The sequence below is a fragment of the Opitutus sp. sgz309028 genome (genome assembly GCF_059821195.1).
Genome location: NZ_JCAMRR010000001.1, coordinates 833,319 through 851,459 on the forward strand (window position 1 = coordinate 833,319; position 18,141 = coordinate 851,459).

Consider the following 18,141-nt stretch of genomic DNA (forward strand, 5'->3'; position numbering starts at 1 on the left):
AATCGCGCAGAAACCTTTTCGAAACCAACTGCGGCCCCGGGAAGATTACGGATAATACAGCGGGCCCGTCTCGTCGGCTTCCACATACGGCGGCAGCCAATAACTCGTGACACGTTTCGGCTGACGCGCCGTGTCCCGCGGCCACCAATTTCGCCAGGAAGAGGGATCGGTATCGCAGCTGACACTCCGCGGGCCTTCTCCGTAACCATTGACCGAACTCACCGCATATTCCCAAATTTCGACAGTGGTCGCGCGGTCGTCGCGATCGTTCGGCAACCGGTCCGGCGGGTTGACCGGGCGGCTGCGGTCGACGAACCGGCGCTCGGCTCCGCTATATACAATCTCCCACGCGTCCGCGCCTCCCCGTTTCCTTCGGTAGAGTTGATAGTTTTGCACGCCCAAAACCTCCCCCCAGGTCAGCGTCACGGCACCGCGCTCCAACCACGCGCGAAGTCCGTCCGGGGCAGGCGGCGTCGCGCCGGACAGGTAGAGGGGATACGACGCACCCGGCTCACTTCGCTCCGCTCTATTCTCCGCCCGCATGCGCACGTGCATTTTTCCCCGACTCGGCAGTCCCGCAATTTTCGCGGGCGGCTGCGCGACGCGGACTGACTCCGTCCAGGTCGCACCGTCGTCGTGGCTGACTTCGACCACATAGTCCGTCGCCGATCCCACTGAATCGAAAAGGATCTCCGCTCCGCCAGGAAAATTGCTCGTTCCGAGGATCGTCGGCGCGATCGGCTGCGGCGTTTCGGCCGTCAATTCCCACGCATGCGCGCCCGGCGGCAGCGTCAGTTCGAAGAATTCGCCGTGATCCGTCATCACACCCGCGCGCCCATCGACGTAGAATTTCATCCCTCGCGCGACACCCTTCACTTTCATCGCGACGGTCCGCGCCGCATTGAAACGACCGCGAATCGCCTTCGCGTCGCTCATCGTCGCGCCAACGGCGGCGGCGCCGTTCTCCGGCAGAACCAGGCCAAAACCGTTCGCGCCAATCTCCGTGCCTTCGAGCAGCGCCAACTCGATTTCGCCGCGATCGTGTCGACGCACGACTCCGGCCGTTCCGCGGAAGGAAACACCGTCGTCCGCAAACTCGATTCGTTTTGAGGCGCGGAAAACCAAGTCGCGGCTCCGCGGCGCCCGTACGCGATAAACTCCGGGCGTTTCGGGACGAGTCCCCGGGAATTCGTTCATCGGGATCGTGTCGGGAAACGCCAGCGTCTTCGCTCTCGCATTCAACAGCGCGACGTCGTCGTGCTTGTGCGTCACGAGCACGAGGCTGGTGTCCGTTTCCCGCGGCAGGTCGCGGAGAATTCCGTGCGACATCCGCGTGCTGACTTCGAACCAGTGATCCGGCCGGCTCGAGCGCGGCTCGAGGAAGATGAGCTTGGGCAACGCGAGATCCTTGGCGTTGAACCAAGAGAACCGGCCCGGACCGCTGGCGTCGTCCATGAGCAGGAAGTAGTCGGTCCCGACCAGCATGACACTGCGCGCCCGATACTGCGGCCACGAATAAGGATGCGGAGTCGACCGCGCCGCGACGGTGGCGAGTTGCGCGATGCCAAGGTCGAGAAGAGGCCGGTCAAGCACGTTGCTGCCGAGCGATCGATAGGCGCCCTGTTTCCACACGCCGTAGGTGGACGAGCCCAACGTATCCTCGGTGGTATGATCGCCGGTGTTTTCGGATTCGTGGCCCGACCAAACTTTCCCGCCGGCGTAGAAATACAACGTGCCCGAATTTCCCTCGCCGGAGTTTCCCCAGCGATAGTTTGGACCTTGGTCGATCTGATCCAAATGGACGGACACTTCGTCAGGCGTGCCGACTCCTGCCCGCAGCACGACCCCGTGGCCCGTGTATTTCGCCGAGGTCAACACGGGCGGCGTTCCCGCATTCGGTTCGCGATCCTCGAGATAGGCGCGCTGAACCGGCGTGGTACGCCATTCGCCTTTGTCGCCGCGCCGGGCCTGAGCATGCGCCCACCGAAGATGCTCGGCAGCCAGCGGTGCGTAATTTTGGAGACTGTCAGCCCACACCAATACCGAATCGGGGACGGTCGCCGCGGTGCCCGAACTATGGGCGCCGTGCGCGGGGAGCTGCCGCTCGAATCCAAGCGAGGTCGCGAACGCGTCGCCTGGCTGCCACGATTCCGCCCGAGCGGGCGGCTGCATGATCCGTCCCAGTCTCCATTCGGGATCGGGGTTATAAATAGGTGCGGTCAACTGACCGATCAGCCATTCCGCTCTCTCCGCCATTTCAGGACTGGCGAGTCGGTTGCGCCCATCGACGGCGCCCGTGAGGATTTGCGCGGTGGTGATCGGCAGCAACTGGGCCCAATGATAAGTGGCCAGACTCTCGGCCCAGCGTCCGCCTCGCGCATTCCACTCCGCCACTGCGGGACGCGTGTAGAACACCGCGTTCAGTTCGACGGTTTTTTCGAACTGGTCGCGCCAAAGCGCCGCTTGGGGATGACTCGGAAATGCGGCGCTGATCTCCGCAGGAATGCTAAAGCCATCGGCCGCCATGTTGGGCGCACCGGCCAGCGCCGTCCGCACCGGCGCGAGTTCCTCGCCCGCATTCACGTAGGCGCACAGAAGCAACCAAGCCTCGATCCGCGAGCGTTGGTCCGGCGAAAGCCGTTCGCGCAGCGCCGCGTAGCGCCCCAAGAACGCAGGCACCACGCGATGGGAGATATTCATCACCCCCAGATTCAGGCCGAGAGGATACAGCGCCAACGCGGACGTGAAGAGGTCGCGTTCGAATCGTTCCGGCGAGTCGCTCGGAAGTCCGGCTTTTGCAAGGATCGCCACCGGCGGGCGGCCGTCGGCGGGATAATCAAGTTGCCAATCTTTGACGCGGTTCAGCGACAGTGCGCCATGCCACGAGCGGAGGAGCTGCGCGTAGCGCAGTTGCATGGACGCGGGATCATAAACGACCTGACCGGCGAACGCCTTTGGGTCGCCCTTGATGGTCGCAAGATAGGCATTTCGCACGGCGGCCACGGCCTGTTCGCCGGCTTGCACGCCGTGCAGCGCGATGCCGATCGAGCGGGCGCCATTCTTCAACGGCAGCCACCACACGAGCAGCCCGTTCGCATAGCGGAAACGCAGGTTCAGCTTTTCCGTCGGTTGCCAGATGGCGTATTCGTCATGGCACCACGCGAGCGCATCGTCGACGAAGGCGCTCAGTTCCAGCGCGGCGCTCCCCTCCTCCCAAAAACTCATCACCGGCACTGCATTCCGCGGCTGGTTTCCCTGAAAGGGGGAAAGCGTGTAGATCATCTCGCGGGCTGGATCCTCCGTGACTTCCGGCGGAAACCAGTGCGGCTCTTCCGTAATACCGTCGGTGACGACCGGCTCGTCGATTCCGAGCGATCCATCCGGCATCTTCCAACCATTCGCTGCGAAGCGGCGCGCCGGCGCGAAATCGCGCCACTCCATCTCGACGGTCGCCGCAGCTTCGTCGGCGAAACCTTCCATGCGCTCGACCAGCTCGAAGTGTTGATAGCGTGCGGTCACGCGCACGCTCGCCGTATAGATAGCTCCACCGGCGAAACGATAAACCAGCTGCACCGTGGCAAACACCGGTCCACGATCGATCACCCGCGTCTCAAGTCGCTCCACGCGCATTCCCTCGACCCGCAGCTTCGACGTGCCCAGCCAGCGCGCGCCACGAGCCACCCCGGCCACCGGACCGATCACGTCGTCGGCGTCGTTGAAGGAGCGGCTTTTCGGCACGCGGACTGAAAGCGAATCCGAGCGCAGCTCGAAAACGTCGTCATGTTCTTCGACGCTCACCCCCGCTTCGGAAACGGCCGCTACGTCGCTCGAGCGCACAAGGGCAAACGCACGGCGTTGGCCTGGCTCGAGTGATGCCATGAAATTCAGCGTGGCCGATTCCCAGGAGCCGGACGCATCACGGACCACGTCCGACCATTGGAACGGCACGTCGGCGGACGCACCGGAGGGTGCACGCTCCACGAGCCGCTCGCCGCCGGCGCCATGGGTGCCGGCGGGAAACTCGACGCGGTAGCTCAGGCGTGTTTCCGGCCAGGCGAAGAACTCGCTGTTCAGACGATCCTTCAGTTCGAAAACCCGCTCGACGGCCGCGCCGGGGCGATCGATCGACGCCTCGGCATCACTCGGGACCGACCAGGCGAGCAGCACCATGAAAAGCCGGGCCACCATCCCGGCGCTGCCGAGACGCCTAACGTTCATCTCGGGGTGAAGTCTGCGCATCCCAAAAGGTGAGTTTGGCGCCTGCCGGCGATTCACTCCGGGTGCCAACCAGCAAGCTGGCAATATACCCGATCGCCATACAAGAGGCGACGGCCACGAAGCCATGGATAAACACATTAAGGTTCGTGAAGGTCTGTACCCACCAGGTGACGGCGATACTTCCGACGGCGCCGATGATCACGCCAGTCGACGTGGCCCGCTTCGTCAACAGACCAAGCGCAAACACGCCGGGAAATCCTCCGCCGATCAGCGCGATGAGTTTCAAGAACTCATCCCACAACGACGGCACGTTTTTATAGGCGAGATACATCGCCATCGCCGTGCCGAGCACTCCACACGCGAAAGTGGAGAGTTTGGCCACCCTCACCTTGGACGCCTCGGTCGCCTGCGGATTCAAGATCATCTGAAAGTCGGTCACGACGATCGTCGCCGTGGAATTGATCGCACTCGATAGCGCCCCCATCGCGGCGGAGAACAGCGCTGCGACAATCAATCCGACGATGCCGACGGGCAGTTCGTTGGCGATGAAGTAGGGAAAGATCGCGTCGTTCGGCACGCCTTCCGCGAGACGCTCGGGATGAGCTTGGTAAAACACCCACAGCGCGCTGCCGACAAAGAAGAACACTACGGAACTCGCCAGGCCGATCAGGTTGCCCATGACCACCGTTCGCTGAGCCTGCTTGACGTCGGACGTCGCCAGCATCCGCTGCATCAGCGGCTGGTCGGAGACTTGGGAAAATATATGGGCGAGAAACATGCCGACGAACACCCACACTGTCGGCGTGGTCGCATCCAGCGACCACGACACCATGTGAAATTTCCCGGCGTCATTGCCAGCGGCGATGACTTCGCCGAAGCCACCCGGCACTCCGCTGACGATGGAATAAACGGCCAGCGCCACGCCGCCGAGCATCACCGTGCTCTGAATCACGTCGGTCCAGACCACCGCCTCGAAGCCTCCCTCGATCGCGTAGATCGTGGTGACGACGCCCATGAGCAGGATGATCACGTAAACGTTCATCTCCGTCACCGTGGCCAGCGCGAGCGCCGGCAGCAGCATCACCACGCCCATGCGGCCGCCGACTTTCAACAGGACGCCCAGCCCGGCGCCGAGCAGGCGCACGCGACGGTCAAAACGCTGTTCGAGATAGCCGTAGACCGTCGTCAAATTCAGCCGCCGCAGCAGCCCCACGAGGAAAACCCCCACCGCGATTCCTGCGAATGCTTGCGCGGGCGCGGAACCGAAGGCCAGCCAGTCGGTGGTGAACGCCTTGGCCGGCAACGCCATGAAGCTGATGCTGCTGGTCGCAGTGGCAAAGAAGCTGATCGCCGCGGCCCACCAGCTCACCCGCCGGCCGCCCAGAAAATAGCCCGCGCTCCCCTCCGCCTTCTTGCGTCCACACCACCAACCGATCGCGAGGTTCAGCGCCAGATAGGCGCCCAGAACAACGTAGTCGGCGAGCGAAAGGGAACGCGCAACGAAAGCGAGTGGGAGCGAGGGATGGATCAATGGATCAAAGCTTGAGGCTGTAGCTCAGCGTGACCGCGCAGGGATCGCCCGCGCGCGCGCCGCGGAGGTAACGCTCGTCGAGCGCGTTGGAGACGTCGAGGTTGATGGCATGATCGGTCTCGCGGAATTTCCAGCGATAGCCGAGTCCGAGGTTCACCAGCACGAAGGCCTCGTTCTTGAAGTAATAGGTGTCATAGAACTGACCGCCGATCTTGACGCCCGGACCTTTGACGCCGCTGTCGCCGTAGATGCTCGCGGTGGAGTTGTTGACCAGCGCTTCGCCCTGATAACGGACACCCGCGCGAAGATTGAAACCCTTCAGCGCTCCCGTGAGGAAACGATAGGAAACCGTGGTGCCGCCCGTCCAATGCGGGGAGTTGTCCGGCGGAATCCCGATCAGGTATTGCTCGGTCACGTTCGGGACGCGGACGTATTTGATATTATTATACCCGACGCCCAGCGTCACCGACAGGCTGTTGGTCGGACGCCAGTTCGCGTCGAACTCCACGCCCTTGGAGCGCACATCGGCGACGTTGCTGTATTGGCGGGTTGCGCCGGGCGTCGGTCCCGGAATCAAAATCGGATTGCCGGCGGGATCGCGGGCGAGACGCGGAATGTTGGAGCGCTCGAGATCGTACACGCCCGCCGTGAACGACAGCCGCTGCTTCACGAGGTCGAACTTCACGCCGAGTTCGCCGCCCTTGCCCTCCTGCGGATCGAGCGGCTTGCCGGTGGCGTCCACGATGGTGAGGCCCGTTCCCTGCGGCAGGAATGAACTGCTGAAGTTCGCATAAACCGAGACCTCGGGCGTCACGCGATACAACGTGCCGGTCTGATACGTGACCGCTTCGGAAACGGGATAGGTGATTTCCTCCCCGGCGTCCACCCGCTGCGTCGCCGCCTGGATGGGACCGAGATCGTTCGTTTGCTTGCGCTCAAGCTTGTCATAGCGGCCGCCGACGATGATGAACCAGCGGTTATCCAGCAGCGCGAGCCGCTCGCTGAGCATGACGCCGGTGGTGGTTTGGATATTGGTGTTACTGGTCGCCGCCACATTCCAGGCGGGATCGCGGTAGTTGCCGTAAGTGAAGCCTTCGATCTGGTAAGGGCCGCCCGTGAGGAAATTGTTAAGCGGCAGCGCGTAAGCAGGATTGTTCGTGCGGCGGACGCCGGCATAGGCATCGCTCTCCTGAAAATCGCCCGTCAGCAATAGCTTGTGGCCGATCTCGCCCGTTTTGAATTCGGCCAGCACGTCGATCTGCGCGTTGACCTGCGTGGCGCGATTGCGGGTGATCTGCGGCAGGCTCGTGCCCTGAATGACGCCGGTGGCGGCGTTGTAGGCGCCGGCGTTGGAGCCGCTGTTCACCGAGGTGATCTGGTTCTGCGGCCGGTTCCAGAATCCGCCAAGCGCACGCACCGTCAGCCAATCGTTCACCTTATGAGACAGCGTGCCGTCGACTTGGGTATAGCCCACTTGATTGTACGCAAACGGTCCGGCGGTGTTCACATGACTATAATCTTCATATTCGCCACGCCCGAAGAGCCCGATGAATTGGTTGGTCGTCACGCCATTGATCACGACCGGGCGAAACACGAAAGGCATCAACGACGCGGCCTGCGTCTGGCTGCGGAACCACACGTATTCCGCATTCATCGTCAGCGCGGTGTTCTCCGCGATGTTCCAGGTGAACGATCCGTAGACGTTGGTCCGGCGGAAGCGCGCAAAATCCTGGATGCCCGTCTGATTGCTTTCCTGCGAAAACGCGAAACGCGTCAAGAGCTTGTCCTTCACGATCGGCTGGTTCACGTCGATCTGCACGCGGCTCAACTGGTTCTCGCCATAATTGACGCGCAGTTCCTGAAAGGCCTTCGGCTTCCCCTTCTTCGTGATGCGATTCACCATGCCGGACGGTTCGGCCTGGCCGTAGATCGCGGCGTTGGGCCCCTTGATCACTTCGGTGCGCTCGAGCGATGCGGGCCCGAGAACGCCACCTTCGCGCAGGCCGTTTTTATAAACGGAGAAGCCGCGGATGCCGCGCAGGTTGATCGCGCCCGTGCCTTCGGCGAACGAAAACGAACTCGTGTAGCTCAGCAGCTCCTGGCCCGTCAGGTCGATCGCCAGGAAGTCTTCCATGAACTCCTTGGTGATCACGTTGACCGCAAACGGAGTCTCCATGATCGAGGTGGCGTAACGCGTCCCCGAAGTCGCTTCCGAAGCGAGGTAACCATTCTCGTCAGTGCCTTTGACCTCGAACGGCGACAAATGAACGATTTCGTCCTCCGGCGGGTAAACGGCCGAGGGCTGCGAATACACATTCGCAAGCGGTCCAAAAATTCCGAGGGCAGCGAAAGCTGCCATCGTGCGGAGACGTGTAGGATTCATAGGAGTAGGGGTTGGTGTGGTCGGGGTGGTCAGAGGGTGACTGGGACCGCTCGAAGACTCCGTTCCCCGGCGTCTCACTGTCAGCCCTGATATCCATCTCAACCCGCTCGAAAACATGGCTACATCGAACTTCCCGCGGCTTCTCGATCTCAGTGAGCTGAACCGCCTGCGCTCCTGCGCAGAAATGCCAATAGATGGAGCATGTCGATCAAGGGTGAGTCCACGACGGCGCCGCAACACGCCTCGATTCGGCCACCACATGCCCGGCATCACAGTCAGCACCACCGCGGAGTTTGTCGCGAAAGGTCGCTGGTGCTCGGGACAGGACTTGAACCTGCACGCCTTACGGCAACGGCTTCTAAGACCGTCGTGTCTGCCATTCCACCACCCGAGCGTCGCGCCGAGCTTGCGGTTCGGCCCCAAGCCGACGCAAGGCGGAATCCCACCCGGCCGGCCCTTACGTCGCCGCCGCGCGCTCGCGATTGAGCCACACCTTCGCGGTGCTCTTCATTCGCGTCAGGATGTAATAAACCGTCTGGCTGCGCAGGCGCACGAGCTGACCGCCGACGATCTTCGGCACAAAATCCTGCGGCACGTCCAGCACCTGCTCCGGCGTCGCGCCGTCGAGTCCCTTGCACAGGATCGCCGTCATCGCCCGGGTGAGCGTCTGCACATGCGGTCCGAGGTTGATCCGAAAATGCAGCGCGCGCGTCGCTCGATCCACGCGGAGAAACACGCCAACCGTGTCGGTGCATTCCTCGTCCTTGCGCACGTCCTCGAGATCGAACGTCTCACCCGCCTTCGGCGCGCACGCGGCCGCGCTGTCGGCATAGGCGATCAGGTTTTCGCGCTTCTCGTCCTCGGGCAGCAGGTCGAAGAAATCGACGATCTCGGCGAGATTCGGCGGATACGTGCTCATCCCCAGATCCCGCGCCGACGTCCCGTCATCCGGCAAATCGAAAATCGAAATTTCAAAATCGGAAATCCCCTCAGCCCGGCTGCTCGCCCTTGGCGATGGGCGCGCGCACCATGTTGCCCCACTCGGTCCACGAACCGTCGTAGTTGCGGACCTTGTCATACCCGAGCAAATACGTGAGCACGAACCAGGTGTGGCTCGAGCGCTCGCCGATACGGCAATACGCGATGATGTCGTCGTCCTTTTTCAACCCCAGATCCTCGGTGTAGATTTTTTTCAGCTCGTCGAAGCTCTTGAACGTGCCGTCGTCGTTCGCGGCCGTTTTCCACGGGACGCTGCGCGCGCCGGGCACATGGCCGCCGCGCAGGACACCTTCCTGCGGATACTCGGGCATGTGCGTGATCTCGCCGCGGTATTCGCCCGGCGAACGCACGTCGATGAGCGGCTGGCGGGCGTTGGAATGCGCCAGGGCATCGAGGAAAAACGCGCGAATCTCGTCGTCGTGACGCCGTTTCGGCAGCGGATACTGCGTCGGCGCGATCTTCGGCTTTTCGCGCGTGATCGGCCGGCCTTCCGCCTTCCACTTCGCGCTGCCGCCATCGAGCAGCTTCACCTTTGTGTGCCCGAACAACCGGAACGCCCACAGCGCATACGCCGCCCACCAGTTCGACTTGTCGCCGTAAAACACGACGGTCGTATCCGGCCCGATACCGTTCTTCGAGCACACTTCAGCGAAGCGCTCCGGCGTCACGTAGTCGCGCTGGGTGTTGTCCTGCAGGTCTCCGCGCCAGTCGATGTGCACGGCGCCCGGGAGGTGGCCCGTGTCGTAGAGCAACACGTCCTCGTTGCTCTCCACGATGCGGATCGACGGATCGTTCAGGTGCTCCTGCAACCAGGCGCCGTCGACCAAAACTTCAGGATGCGCGTAGCCGGCAAACTTCGGATTCATGGCGGGCCACGATGCGGCTCCGGCGACGCAAACGCAAACAGCCGCAAGGCATTTTGGCGGCCGTTTCGAGTCATACGGTCGGGCCGTGCCGCGAACCTGCGCCGCCGGCGCCGATCCGCCTCCGTCCGTCAGGGCGCCTCGCCCAACCGGTCGCCCATCCGCACGTAAACCTCGCGATGCACCGCGCTGTGCTCGACGAGATCCGCATCGAAGCGGATCCGGCCGCGTTGAAAGACCGTGATCACGCACGACCCGCCGAACGCGAACAGGCCTTTCTCGTCGCCCTTGTTCGCCGCTCGCCCAGCGACGAAAGTCTGGCGGATGCTGCCGACATTCGTCGCGCCGACTTCGAACATCGCGACCGTGCCGAACACCGGCGACTCGATCAGCGTGAGCATGCGTTTGTTTTGCACGAGATAGTGCAGGTTGCGCCGCAGCGCGACCGGGCTCACGGAATAGAGCCAGCCGTTGATCAGCCGCGGCTCGCCGGGCATTCCGCTCACCGGAAAATGAAAGCGGTGATAATCGACCGGGCACAACCGCGAGATCAGCATCGCGCCGCCCGCAAACTTGGCCGCCAGCGGGCGCTCGCCTTCCGGCAGGTGATCTTCCGCAAACAATTCCGCGAGGGTGAAGTTCCCCCCCTTCACGTAAAAGCCGGGCGTCGTTTCCACATTGGGAAACACCAGATGCCGGCCGTCCGCCGGCATTGCCGCCACGCGCTCGCCGGCCGCGATCGGCCGCACGCCAGGCTTCAACGCACGATAAAAAAACTCGTTGAATGTCTTGTAGTCGAAAGCCGACTTCGCGAACTCGTCGACGTCGATATCGTAGGCGGTGATGAACGGCAGGATGCGCAGCGCGCTGTAGCGGCCGTTCATCTTGCGCCCATACCACCAGGAAAAGATTTTCCGGCGCGCCACGAGCCACACGAAGAACCGCCCGGCCGGATTCTCGTAGGCAAAACGCAGCCAGCCTTCGCCAAAAACCTGCTCGGTCTCGACGGTCTTCTTGTAGCGGTGGAAAAAGCGGATCGGCTCGGCACGCATGCGGTCCCACCTTCGCCGACGATCGCGCCGGCCGCAAAGCCAAATCCCGCACTCACCCGGCGACGCCCGGTCGCAACGCTGCCGCCATCGCCCGCGCGACCGACACGTAGGTGAGCGGCTTGTGCAACCGCACCGCCACTCCGGCGAGATCCAGCGCCTCCTCCTCGGCCGGCGAGAAAAAGCCGCTCATCGCCACCACCGGCAGCCCGCGCGCGATCTGCCGCAGCGCGGCGACAAACTGCAGCCCGTTCATGTGGGGCATCGCCAGGTCCGTCAGCACAACCGCAAACCCCGCTGGGTCGCCGCGCAACGCCTCGAGCGCATCGGCCGGCGCGCTGTGCACGCTCACGTCGTAACCGAGCTTCGCCAGGATCTGCTGCGCCGTCCGCGCCACCGCCGGTTCGTCGTCCACCAGCAGCACGCGCTCGCCGGCGCCGCGTGGAACCTCGGGATCGTCCTCTTGCGCCGGCCCGCTCGCGGCCGGGAAATAGAGACTAAACAGCGTCCCGCGGCCCACCTGGCTGTAAACCGTCACCGCGCCGCCGTGCAGCTGCATGATGCCATGCACCACCGAAAGTCCGAGCCCGGTGCCCTCCCCCGGGGGTTTCGTCGTGAAATACGGCTCGAAAATCCGCGCGACCACCTCCGGCGGGATTCCGGGCCCTGTATCCTGAATTCCAATGCGCACGAACCGGCCCGTCGCGAGCTGCGGGAGCTGCGCCTGCACCTCGTCGTCGACCGTCACCAGCTCCGTCGTCACCGTCAGCCGTCCGCGCCGTCCCCGCATCGCTTGCACGGCGTTGGTGCCGATGTTCATCAACACCTGGTGCAGCTGGGCCGTGTCCGCGACGATGTCCGGGAGATCCGCCGTCGTGCGCTGCTCGAACTCCACTGCCCCGTGCGCGAGCGCGCGGAGGAATTCGATCATCTCCTCGATCACCGGACCGACCGCCAGCACTTCGCGGCTCGCCTCGGTGCGCCGCGAGAACGTCAACACCTGCCGCACCAGCTGGCGCGCGCGCCGCGCCGCCGCCAGCACCCGCCGCAACTGATTCGCCTCGGGGCCGTCGGGCGGCAGTCCGAGCAGCACGAGATCCGTGTTGCCCATGATCACGGAGAGCAGGTTGTTGAAATCGTGGGCGACGCCTCCTGCCAGCGTGCCGAGCGCTTCGAGCTTCTGGGCCTGGATGATCTGGGCTTCCTGTTGCTTCGCGCGGTGCCGCTGCCGAAACGCCGCGGTGATGTCGCTGATCCGCACCAGCACGCCCTCGCCCAAGGGACTGACGCCGATGCGCCAGCAGCCGCGATCGCCCGCGAGCTCGTGTTCGAATTCCACCGCGTCGCGGCGGGCACCCGCCTCCTCCAGCCGAGCCGCCAGCGCCGGCTCCCGGGCGCAGGCTTCGGCCAGGAGCATGCCGCCTTGCTCGCCCGCGAGTGCGAGCATGCGACGCGCCGGTGGATTGATTTGCTCGATGCCCCAGCGTCCGTGCGCGTCGCGCGTCACCACCATGAGCCCGTCACGCGCGCCGTCGAAAACCGCCCGGTGACGCTCGTCGCTCAAGCGGAGAGTCTCCGCCTGTCGCGCAATCCGTCTCCGCAGCCGCTGCAACCGGACCACCGCCCATAACGACACGACGAGCGCGATCGCCAGTCCGGCTGCAACTGCGAGAGTGAACTCCTCCACCGTGAATTTGCGCGGCTCCACATGGCCGAACCACCGGCGATAAACCCGATCGAAGGTCCCCACCCGCACCAGCACCGCCAGCCCTTCGTTGATCTTGGCCAGCAGTTCGCGGTCCCCATCGCGCACAGCGTAGCAATAACGCACTTCATAGCCCTCCACGGGCACATCGAGCACCCGCACGCGCTTGAGCCCCAACTCATGCACCATCGCGAGACCGGTAAGCCGCGTCAGCAGGGTCGCATCGCCCTCGCCCGCCTCCAGCGCCTGCACCGCCTTCTCGAGCGACGCCACGTAGACGATGCTTTGCTCCAGTCCCGCCCGTCTCAACACCGTCTCGCCCAAGCTGCCGCGATGCACCAGCACGCGCCGCCCGCGCAGATCCGCCACGCTTCCGATCGACGGCCCGCCTTCGCGCACAAAAATCGCGCCGGAGAGCACCAGATACGGCACCGAAAAATCGGCGTGATCCTCCCGCTCGGGAAAATGCGCGTAACTCTGCAGCAAATCGAGGCGCCCCTCCCGAAAAGCCCGGTTGATTTCGTCCGTCGGGCCTTCCACGCGTTCGAACTGCAACCCCATCACGTTCTCGATCTCGCGCGTCAGCTCGTAGACGAATCCGTCCACCGCCCCGTGCTCGTGTCGAAAACTGAGCGGGAAGTTGTCGGACAACACACCTACGCGACGAAGCGGCGCGCGGCTTCGTTCCGACTCGAAGGCCGCCGCCAGCCCACCGCCGGCGTCCTGCGCCGGCAGCGTCAGCGGCGCGAACATCACGCTCAGCCCGATCCACAGCCACGCCGCCCGGAAATCAAAAAATCGCCGTCCCCCTGCGCGGGAATGCCCGATCGGACGACAGCGGTTCGGCCTGGATACCATGCCAGCGGGGAGGATGGCCGCCCCCTGATCGCCACTCAAGCGCAGGATGGAATGACCCGTTCCGCCGCTTGCCACGTCCGGCCGGCCGGCAGACATTTTTGTCATGGACAACTTTACCTACCTGAATCCCACGCGGATCCATTTCGGCCGCGGCCAGATCGCCAAGGTCAACGACGAGCTGCCCGCCGGGGCCCGCGTTCTCCTCCTCGCCGGCGGCGGCAGCATCAAGCAGAACGGCGTCTACGAACAGGTGAAAGCCGCCCTCGGCGCGCGCGCCACCTTCGAATTCTTCGGCGTCGAGGCCAATCCCGACTACGACACGCTCCTGCGTGCCGTGGAACTCGGCCGCCGTGAGAAGATTGACTGGATCCTCGCCGTCGGCGGCGGCTCCGTCCTCGACGGTGCGAAGTTCGTCGCCGCCGCGATTCTCTTCGAAGGGTCCGACCCGTGGCAGATCCTCGTCAAAACCGGCACGAACGTCACACGCGCGATCCCGATCGGCGCGGTGCTCACGTTGCCCGCCACCGGTTCCGAAGCCAACGGCGCGTCCGTCATCTCGCGCCGCGCGATCCAGGAAAAGCTTCATTTCATCAGCGCGCACGTTTTCCCGAAGTTTTCCGTCCTCGATCCGGAAACGACCTTCTCGCTGCCGACGCGCCAGATCGCGAACGGCATCGGCGACGCCTTCTGTCACGTCATCGAGCAATACCTCACGTTTCCCGCCGACGCCGCCGTGCAGGACCGTTTTGCCGAGTCGCTGCTGCGCGTCTTGATCGACGTCGCGCCGCAGACGCTCGCCCATCCGACTGACTACGCGGCCCGCGCGAACCTTGTCTGGGCCGCGACCTGCGCGCTGAACGGCTTCATCGCCGTCGGCGTGCCGCAGGATTGGGCGACGCACACCATCGGCCACGAGCTCACCGCGTTGCACGGCATCGACCACGCCCGCACGCTGGCGATCGTATTGCCAAATCTGCTACAGGTGCAGCGCACCACCAAACGCGCCAAGCTGCTCCAATACGCCGAACGCGTCTGGGATCTGCGCGACGGCAGCGCAGACGCGCGCATCGACGCCGCGATCGAGAAGACGCGCGCTTTCTACGAGTCCATCGGCATCCGGACCCGCCTTTCGGACTACGACGTGCCCGCGACCACCGCCGGCGCCGTCGCGCAGCGTCTTGCCTCCCGCGGCCTCACCGCGATCGGCGAACACGGCGACATCACACCCGCCAAGGTCGAAGAGATCCTGCGGCTGGCGAGCTGAACCAGGATTCGTCCTGTATCTACAGAAAAAGCCGCGGCAATATCCGCGGCTTTTTCTTTGCGCTTCCGCGCCGCGGGTGGTGCAAACGAATCAGCCCATACCACCGATGTCTTTCTCCCACGCACTGGACTTTATCCGGCAGATTCAGACCGATCGGCAACTCCGAGACCGAATCGCGGCCGTGCCCGAGGGAAAACTATTCGAGTCGCTGGTGACGTGGGGCGCGGAGTGTGAGCTCTCGTTCACCGCGCAGGAGTTCGAGGCGGCGTTCAAGCACGACTGGCGGCTGCGCTGGCTCAAATTCGGCACCCGGCACCGTTATGAAGCGTCTCCTGCAGACCTCGAAGCGCAGTGAGCACCGTCGCCGTGGTGAGCACCGCCCGACTGTCGACGAGCGGATGCTCCGCGCGTCGCACATACATGTCCGCTGAAGGGCCCCAGGAACCGTCCACGTCTTGATGGTTCAGCAGCCAGCGCGTGGCTGCACCCACGGCATCCTGCACCGGAGAGATCTCGGGCGTGAGGAGCAGCGTTCTGAGTGCAAGGCTGGTCGAAAAAGCCGAGCCGTTCGGACGAGAGGTCGTTCGCACGCAGCCGTCGGCCGAAAGTCGGCCGCGACACCAATTCACTGCGCGCTCGATCCGAACCAGATCCCCGGACTCACCTCCGACCGCGAGCGCCTCGGCTGCAAACGCCGTCGCATAGTCGTCGTCAGGCCACCAATGACTGAGCCAGCGGCCGTCCGACTGCTGCAAGGCTCGCAGGCACGGAAGCAGGGCTCGCTGTCCGGGCAGCGATGCCACCGCCGCTGTTACACAGGTGTGCGGTTCGAAATACGATCGCAACTCAGGGGGCAGCACGGCGTGCCCCGTGAATCTCCGATAATACTCCTCGCGATAGGTGTGCACGCCTTCGGGGAAGCAATGCAGCGCGAGAAACTCCCGCGCCCGCGCGATCCGTTCGCCGTCGTTCGTGCCGACCCCTTGCGCCAGCCGCAATCCCCATGCCGTCGAATCCGCGTCAGCCGGCGCATGTTGCGCCCAGCCCCAACCCGCGTGGTCATCTCGGGAAGATTTGAGCAATGCCCACGCCCAACTCGCCGCGCGCCGACAATCGGAACGGGACAATTCCGCGAGCGCCGAGCCGACATAAGCCGTCACCCACTCTGTGCTCGCGCCTCCTTCGTCCCATTGATCGTAGTCGGTCCACCAACCGGTGGACGAGCGGGCGTCGAGCAAGAAGCCGATCGCCTGCTCGACGGATTCCGAGAGCGCGCCACGTGAAAAGCTCCGCTGGGTCACCGCTGCGGATCTCACGACATTCGCCTCAGCGGTCGCGGGCTTCAGCCATACGTGAGTGAAACCGAAATACCCCTTCGCTTCCGGAGGACGCGAGGGCTGGCAGGTCACCTTGAGGTGCGAGACCTCGCGCCGAATCGCGCTGAAATGGTCCGAAGGTTGCCGCAGCGATTGGCCCATCAGCGCGACGGGCCACCCGGCCGGGGACTGCATCGGATCGACGTAGCCCGGCCAGGCGAGCACCGCGTTTGCTTTTTCGGGCGCGCAAAGTCCATCCGCTACCAGTCGATCCAGCAGCGCCCGCCAGCGCGACTCCCCGCCGACTTCTTGCTCGACGGCACATTCCAAGCCAACGCGCGGGGAGAGTTCCCCGGCTACATCCAGACAGGTGGTGATCCCGTCGCTGAATGCCGCGAGTCGCGGCAGGAGTTCGCGCAGTTGATTCCCATCGCCCGGCCAATCGAGCTGCTCCAGCAACGACGGGATCTCACCTCCGGGAACTTGCTTGAGATTGACCCGCAGCCACGGCGTATCGCGAGCGAGCATCGTGCCCAGATGACTGACATAGGCGCCATTCTCGCAAACCTCGAAACAACGGCGCAGCGTCTGCAACCGGCGGCCGGCCACCCGCGCGCCCTCCAACAGCCCGACCGCCGCCACCGCAGTCTCGAACGTTTGCGCCGTTGCGCCGGGTTTCTGCGGCAGCCCTAAAAATACGGACGGCGCCGCCGCAGCCGCATCGTTGGACTCCAGGTCGAACTCGAGCCAGAGATCCACGACGTCGCGATGCGCCGGAGAAGCGGGATCGCACCACCACGCACAAAACGCTTCCACGCGCCGCCAGGCGGGATGCACTGTCGAGTGACCGCGAGCCACAATCCGGGCCACGTGCTCTCGAAGTCCCAGCCGCGCGGCTCCTGTTGCCGCGATTCCTTGTTGCAGGTCCACCTGCTCCGCGCCGGCTGCGAGCCTGCATTCGAAGCCAACCCTGAACGGCGAAAGGGGAACCAGGTTCGCGAGCCCGGCGCGCAACTTCGACTGCGCTGCCGCGGAAACAAGCGCCGGCGGGAAATGCGAGCTGACGAGATCGAAGCAGGCGTCCAGGCCGCCGTGCCGCGCGGCCGGCGTCTCCACGAACTTAATACGATTTATAGGCATTTATCTCCCGCTCGCCTCCCGTGATTGACGGGCCCGCGCGGCCGGGATTGCGTGCCGCAACTCCATCCACGCTTCAATGAAATCCCTCGCTTCTCGCAACACCAAGATCGCCTCGCTGCTCGGCCTGTCCGCCGGTGCCTTGGGTTCGACCCAGATCGCCGAAGCTCAGATCGTCTACTCCGGCGTTCTCAACGAGAAGATCGGGTTTTCCTCGGGTTTCGGCGTTTCTTACACCTTGGATTTGCCCGGCACGGCCGACCTGCAATTGGTGCGGAGTTCTCAGGCCGTGAACCCCTACAACGGTTTCAAGCAGGTCGATTTCAAACAACTGAATGGCTACGCCCGCGTGAAGGGCTCCGTGTCCGGCACTGCACTTTTTGCCTCTCGCATCGATGCCGGCGCCACGTGGAATACGATCGGCGCCATGGCGGCACAGACCGCGCGGATGGAACGGCGCACCACCGCGGTGCCGGTCGGTTCCGCTCCTTCGGTGGTGACCGTGACGGGGCCGGGCCAGTTCAATAACCAATATGTTGCGTTCGTCTTTCAGGACTCCACGAGCAGCGAAGCGCTGCGTTATGGTTGGGCAAAGTTCTCGACGGAAATCAGCACCACGTCAGGTCCGGATGTGACGCTCCTCGGCTGGGCTTACGACGCGAGCGGGGAGACCATCGCGATGGGCGCCACGACCCCCGCAATCCCCGAACCCGCCACCTCCGCCGCGCTGATCGCTTTCGGTGCCCTCGCCTTCGGTGGCGTGCGTCGCTGGCGCGCTTCCAAGAAGAAGCAGGCGACCGCCGTCGCAGGCTGAAGTC

The 18,141-nt window shown here is 64.2% G+C and carries 11 protein-coding genes and 1 tRNA gene; 3 read left to right on the forward strand and 9 right to left on the reverse strand.

What is annotated here, in order from left to right; genetic code table 11:
* Nucleotides 1-45: 45 nt before the first annotated feature.
* From AC6RV7_RS03155 to AC6RV7_RS03190, 8 genes are all read right to left on the reverse strand, one after another.
* Nucleotides 46-4,218, reverse strand: coding sequence for a fibronectin type III domain-containing protein (locus AC6RV7_RS03155; protein WP_500092448.1), 4,173 nt, complete (start codon nt 4,216-4,218; stop codon nt 46-48).
* Entirely contained in the window at nt 4,208-5,749 is a 1,542-nt protein-coding gene (locus tag AC6RV7_RS03160) for a sodium:solute symporter family protein (RefSeq protein WP_500092449.1), read from the reverse strand. The genes AC6RV7_RS03155 and AC6RV7_RS03160 overlap by 11 nt, the downstream gene beginning before the upstream one ends.
* A gap of 4 nt (nt 5,750-5,753) precedes the next feature.
* On the reverse strand, nt 5,754-8,132 hold the full coding sequence (locus AC6RV7_RS03165; protein ID WP_500092450.1) for a TonB-dependent siderophore receptor: 2,379 nt from the start codon (nt 8,130-8,132) through the stop codon (nt 5,754-5,756).
* Nucleotides 8,133-8,442: 310 nt separating this feature from the next.
* Nucleotides 8,443-8,526, reverse strand: a tRNA-Leu gene (locus AC6RV7_RS03170).
* A 63-nt stretch (nt 8,527-8,589) separates the two neighbouring features.
* Entirely contained in the window at nt 8,590-9,051 is a 462-nt protein-coding gene (locus AC6RV7_RS03175) for a SufE family protein (protein WP_500092451.1), read from the reverse strand.
* Between the two features lie 70 nt (nt 9,052-9,121).
* Nucleotides 9,122-9,997, reverse strand: a complete 876-nt coding sequence (locus tag AC6RV7_RS03180) for a sulfurtransferase (protein WP_500092452.1) — start codon at nt 9,995-9,997, stop codon at nt 9,122-9,124.
* A gap of 128 nt (nt 9,998-10,125) precedes the next feature.
* Nucleotides 10,126-11,046, reverse strand: coding sequence for an archaetidylserine decarboxylase (gene asd / locus AC6RV7_RS03185; RefSeq protein ID WP_500092453.1), 921 nt, complete (start codon nt 11,044-11,046; stop codon nt 10,126-10,128).
* Between the two features lie 52 nt (nt 11,047-11,098).
* Nucleotides 11,099-13,501, reverse strand: coding sequence for a transporter substrate-binding domain-containing protein (locus AC6RV7_RS03190; protein WP_500092454.1), 2,403 nt, complete (start codon nt 13,499-13,501; stop codon nt 11,099-11,101).
* 208 nt (nt 13,502-13,709) lie between these two features.
* Here AC6RV7_RS03190 and AC6RV7_RS03195 point away from each other — a divergent pair, with 208 nt between their 5' ends.
* Both AC6RV7_RS03195 and AC6RV7_RS03200 read left to right on the forward strand, forming a co-directional pair.
* Nucleotides 13,710-14,870: an iron-containing alcohol dehydrogenase gene (locus AC6RV7_RS03195; RefSeq protein WP_500092455.1), complete on the forward strand. Its 1,161-nt coding sequence runs from the start codon at nt 13,710-13,712 to the stop codon at nt 14,868-14,870.
* A 106-nt stretch (nt 14,871-14,976) separates the two neighbouring features.
* Complete coding sequence (locus tag AC6RV7_RS03200; RefSeq protein WP_500092456.1) at nt 14,977-15,225, forward strand: hypothetical protein; 249 nt, start codon at nt 14,977-14,979, stop codon at nt 15,223-15,225.
* Here the strand turns inward: AC6RV7_RS03200 and AC6RV7_RS03205 are convergent.
* Nucleotides 15,167-17,302, reverse strand: a complete 2,136-nt coding sequence (locus AC6RV7_RS03205) for a prenyltransferase/squalene oxidase repeat-containing protein (RefSeq protein WP_500092457.1) — start codon at nt 17,300-17,302, stop codon at nt 15,167-15,169. The two genes, AC6RV7_RS03200 and AC6RV7_RS03205, sit on opposite strands and share 59 nt — an antisense overlap.
* Before the next feature lie 100 nt (nt 17,303-17,402).
* Here AC6RV7_RS03205 and AC6RV7_RS03210 point away from each other — a divergent pair, with 100 nt between their 5' ends.
* Complete coding sequence (locus AC6RV7_RS03210) at nt 17,403-18,137, forward strand: hypothetical protein (protein ID WP_500092458.1); 735 nt, start codon at nt 17,403-17,405, stop codon at nt 18,135-18,137.
* The last annotated feature ends 4 nt before the right edge of the window (nt 18,138-18,141 follow it).

Bases quoted from the DNA above. Each gene is read 5' to 3' on its own strand.
- AC6RV7_RS03155 (WP_500092448.1), bottom strand. From the start codon at position 4,218: ATGAACGTTAGGCGTCTCGGCAGCGCCGGGATGGTGGCCCGGCTTTTC.
- AC6RV7_RS03165 (WP_500092450.1), bottom strand. From the start codon at position 8,132: ATGAATCCTACACGTCTCCGCACGATGGCAGCTTTCGCTGCCCTCGGA.
- AC6RV7_RS03175 (WP_500092451.1), bottom strand. From the start codon at position 9,051: ATGAGCACGTATCCGCCGAATCTCGCCGAGATCGTCGATTTCTTCGAC.
- AC6RV7_RS03180 (WP_500092452.1), bottom strand. From the start codon at position 9,997: ATGAATCCGAAGTTTGCCGGCTACGCGCATCCTGAAGTTTTGGTCGAC.
- asd (WP_500092453.1), bottom strand. From the start codon at position 11,046: ATGCGTGCCGAGCCGATCCGCTTTTTCCACCGCTACAAGAAGACCGTC.
- AC6RV7_RS03190 (WP_500092454.1), bottom strand. From the start codon at position 13,501: ATGTTCGCGCCGCTGACGCTGCCGGCGCAGGACGCCGGCGGTGGGCTG.
- AC6RV7_RS03195 (WP_500092455.1), top strand. From the start codon at position 13,710: ATGGACAACTTTACCTACCTGAATCCCACGCGGATCCATTTCGGCCGC.
- AC6RV7_RS03200 (WP_500092456.1), top strand. From the start codon at position 14,977: ATGTCTTTCTCCCACGCACTGGACTTTATCCGGCAGATTCAGACCGAT.
- AC6RV7_RS03210 (WP_500092458.1), top strand. From the start codon at position 17,403: ATGAAATCCCTCGCTTCTCGCAACACCAAGATCGCCTCGCTGCTCGGC.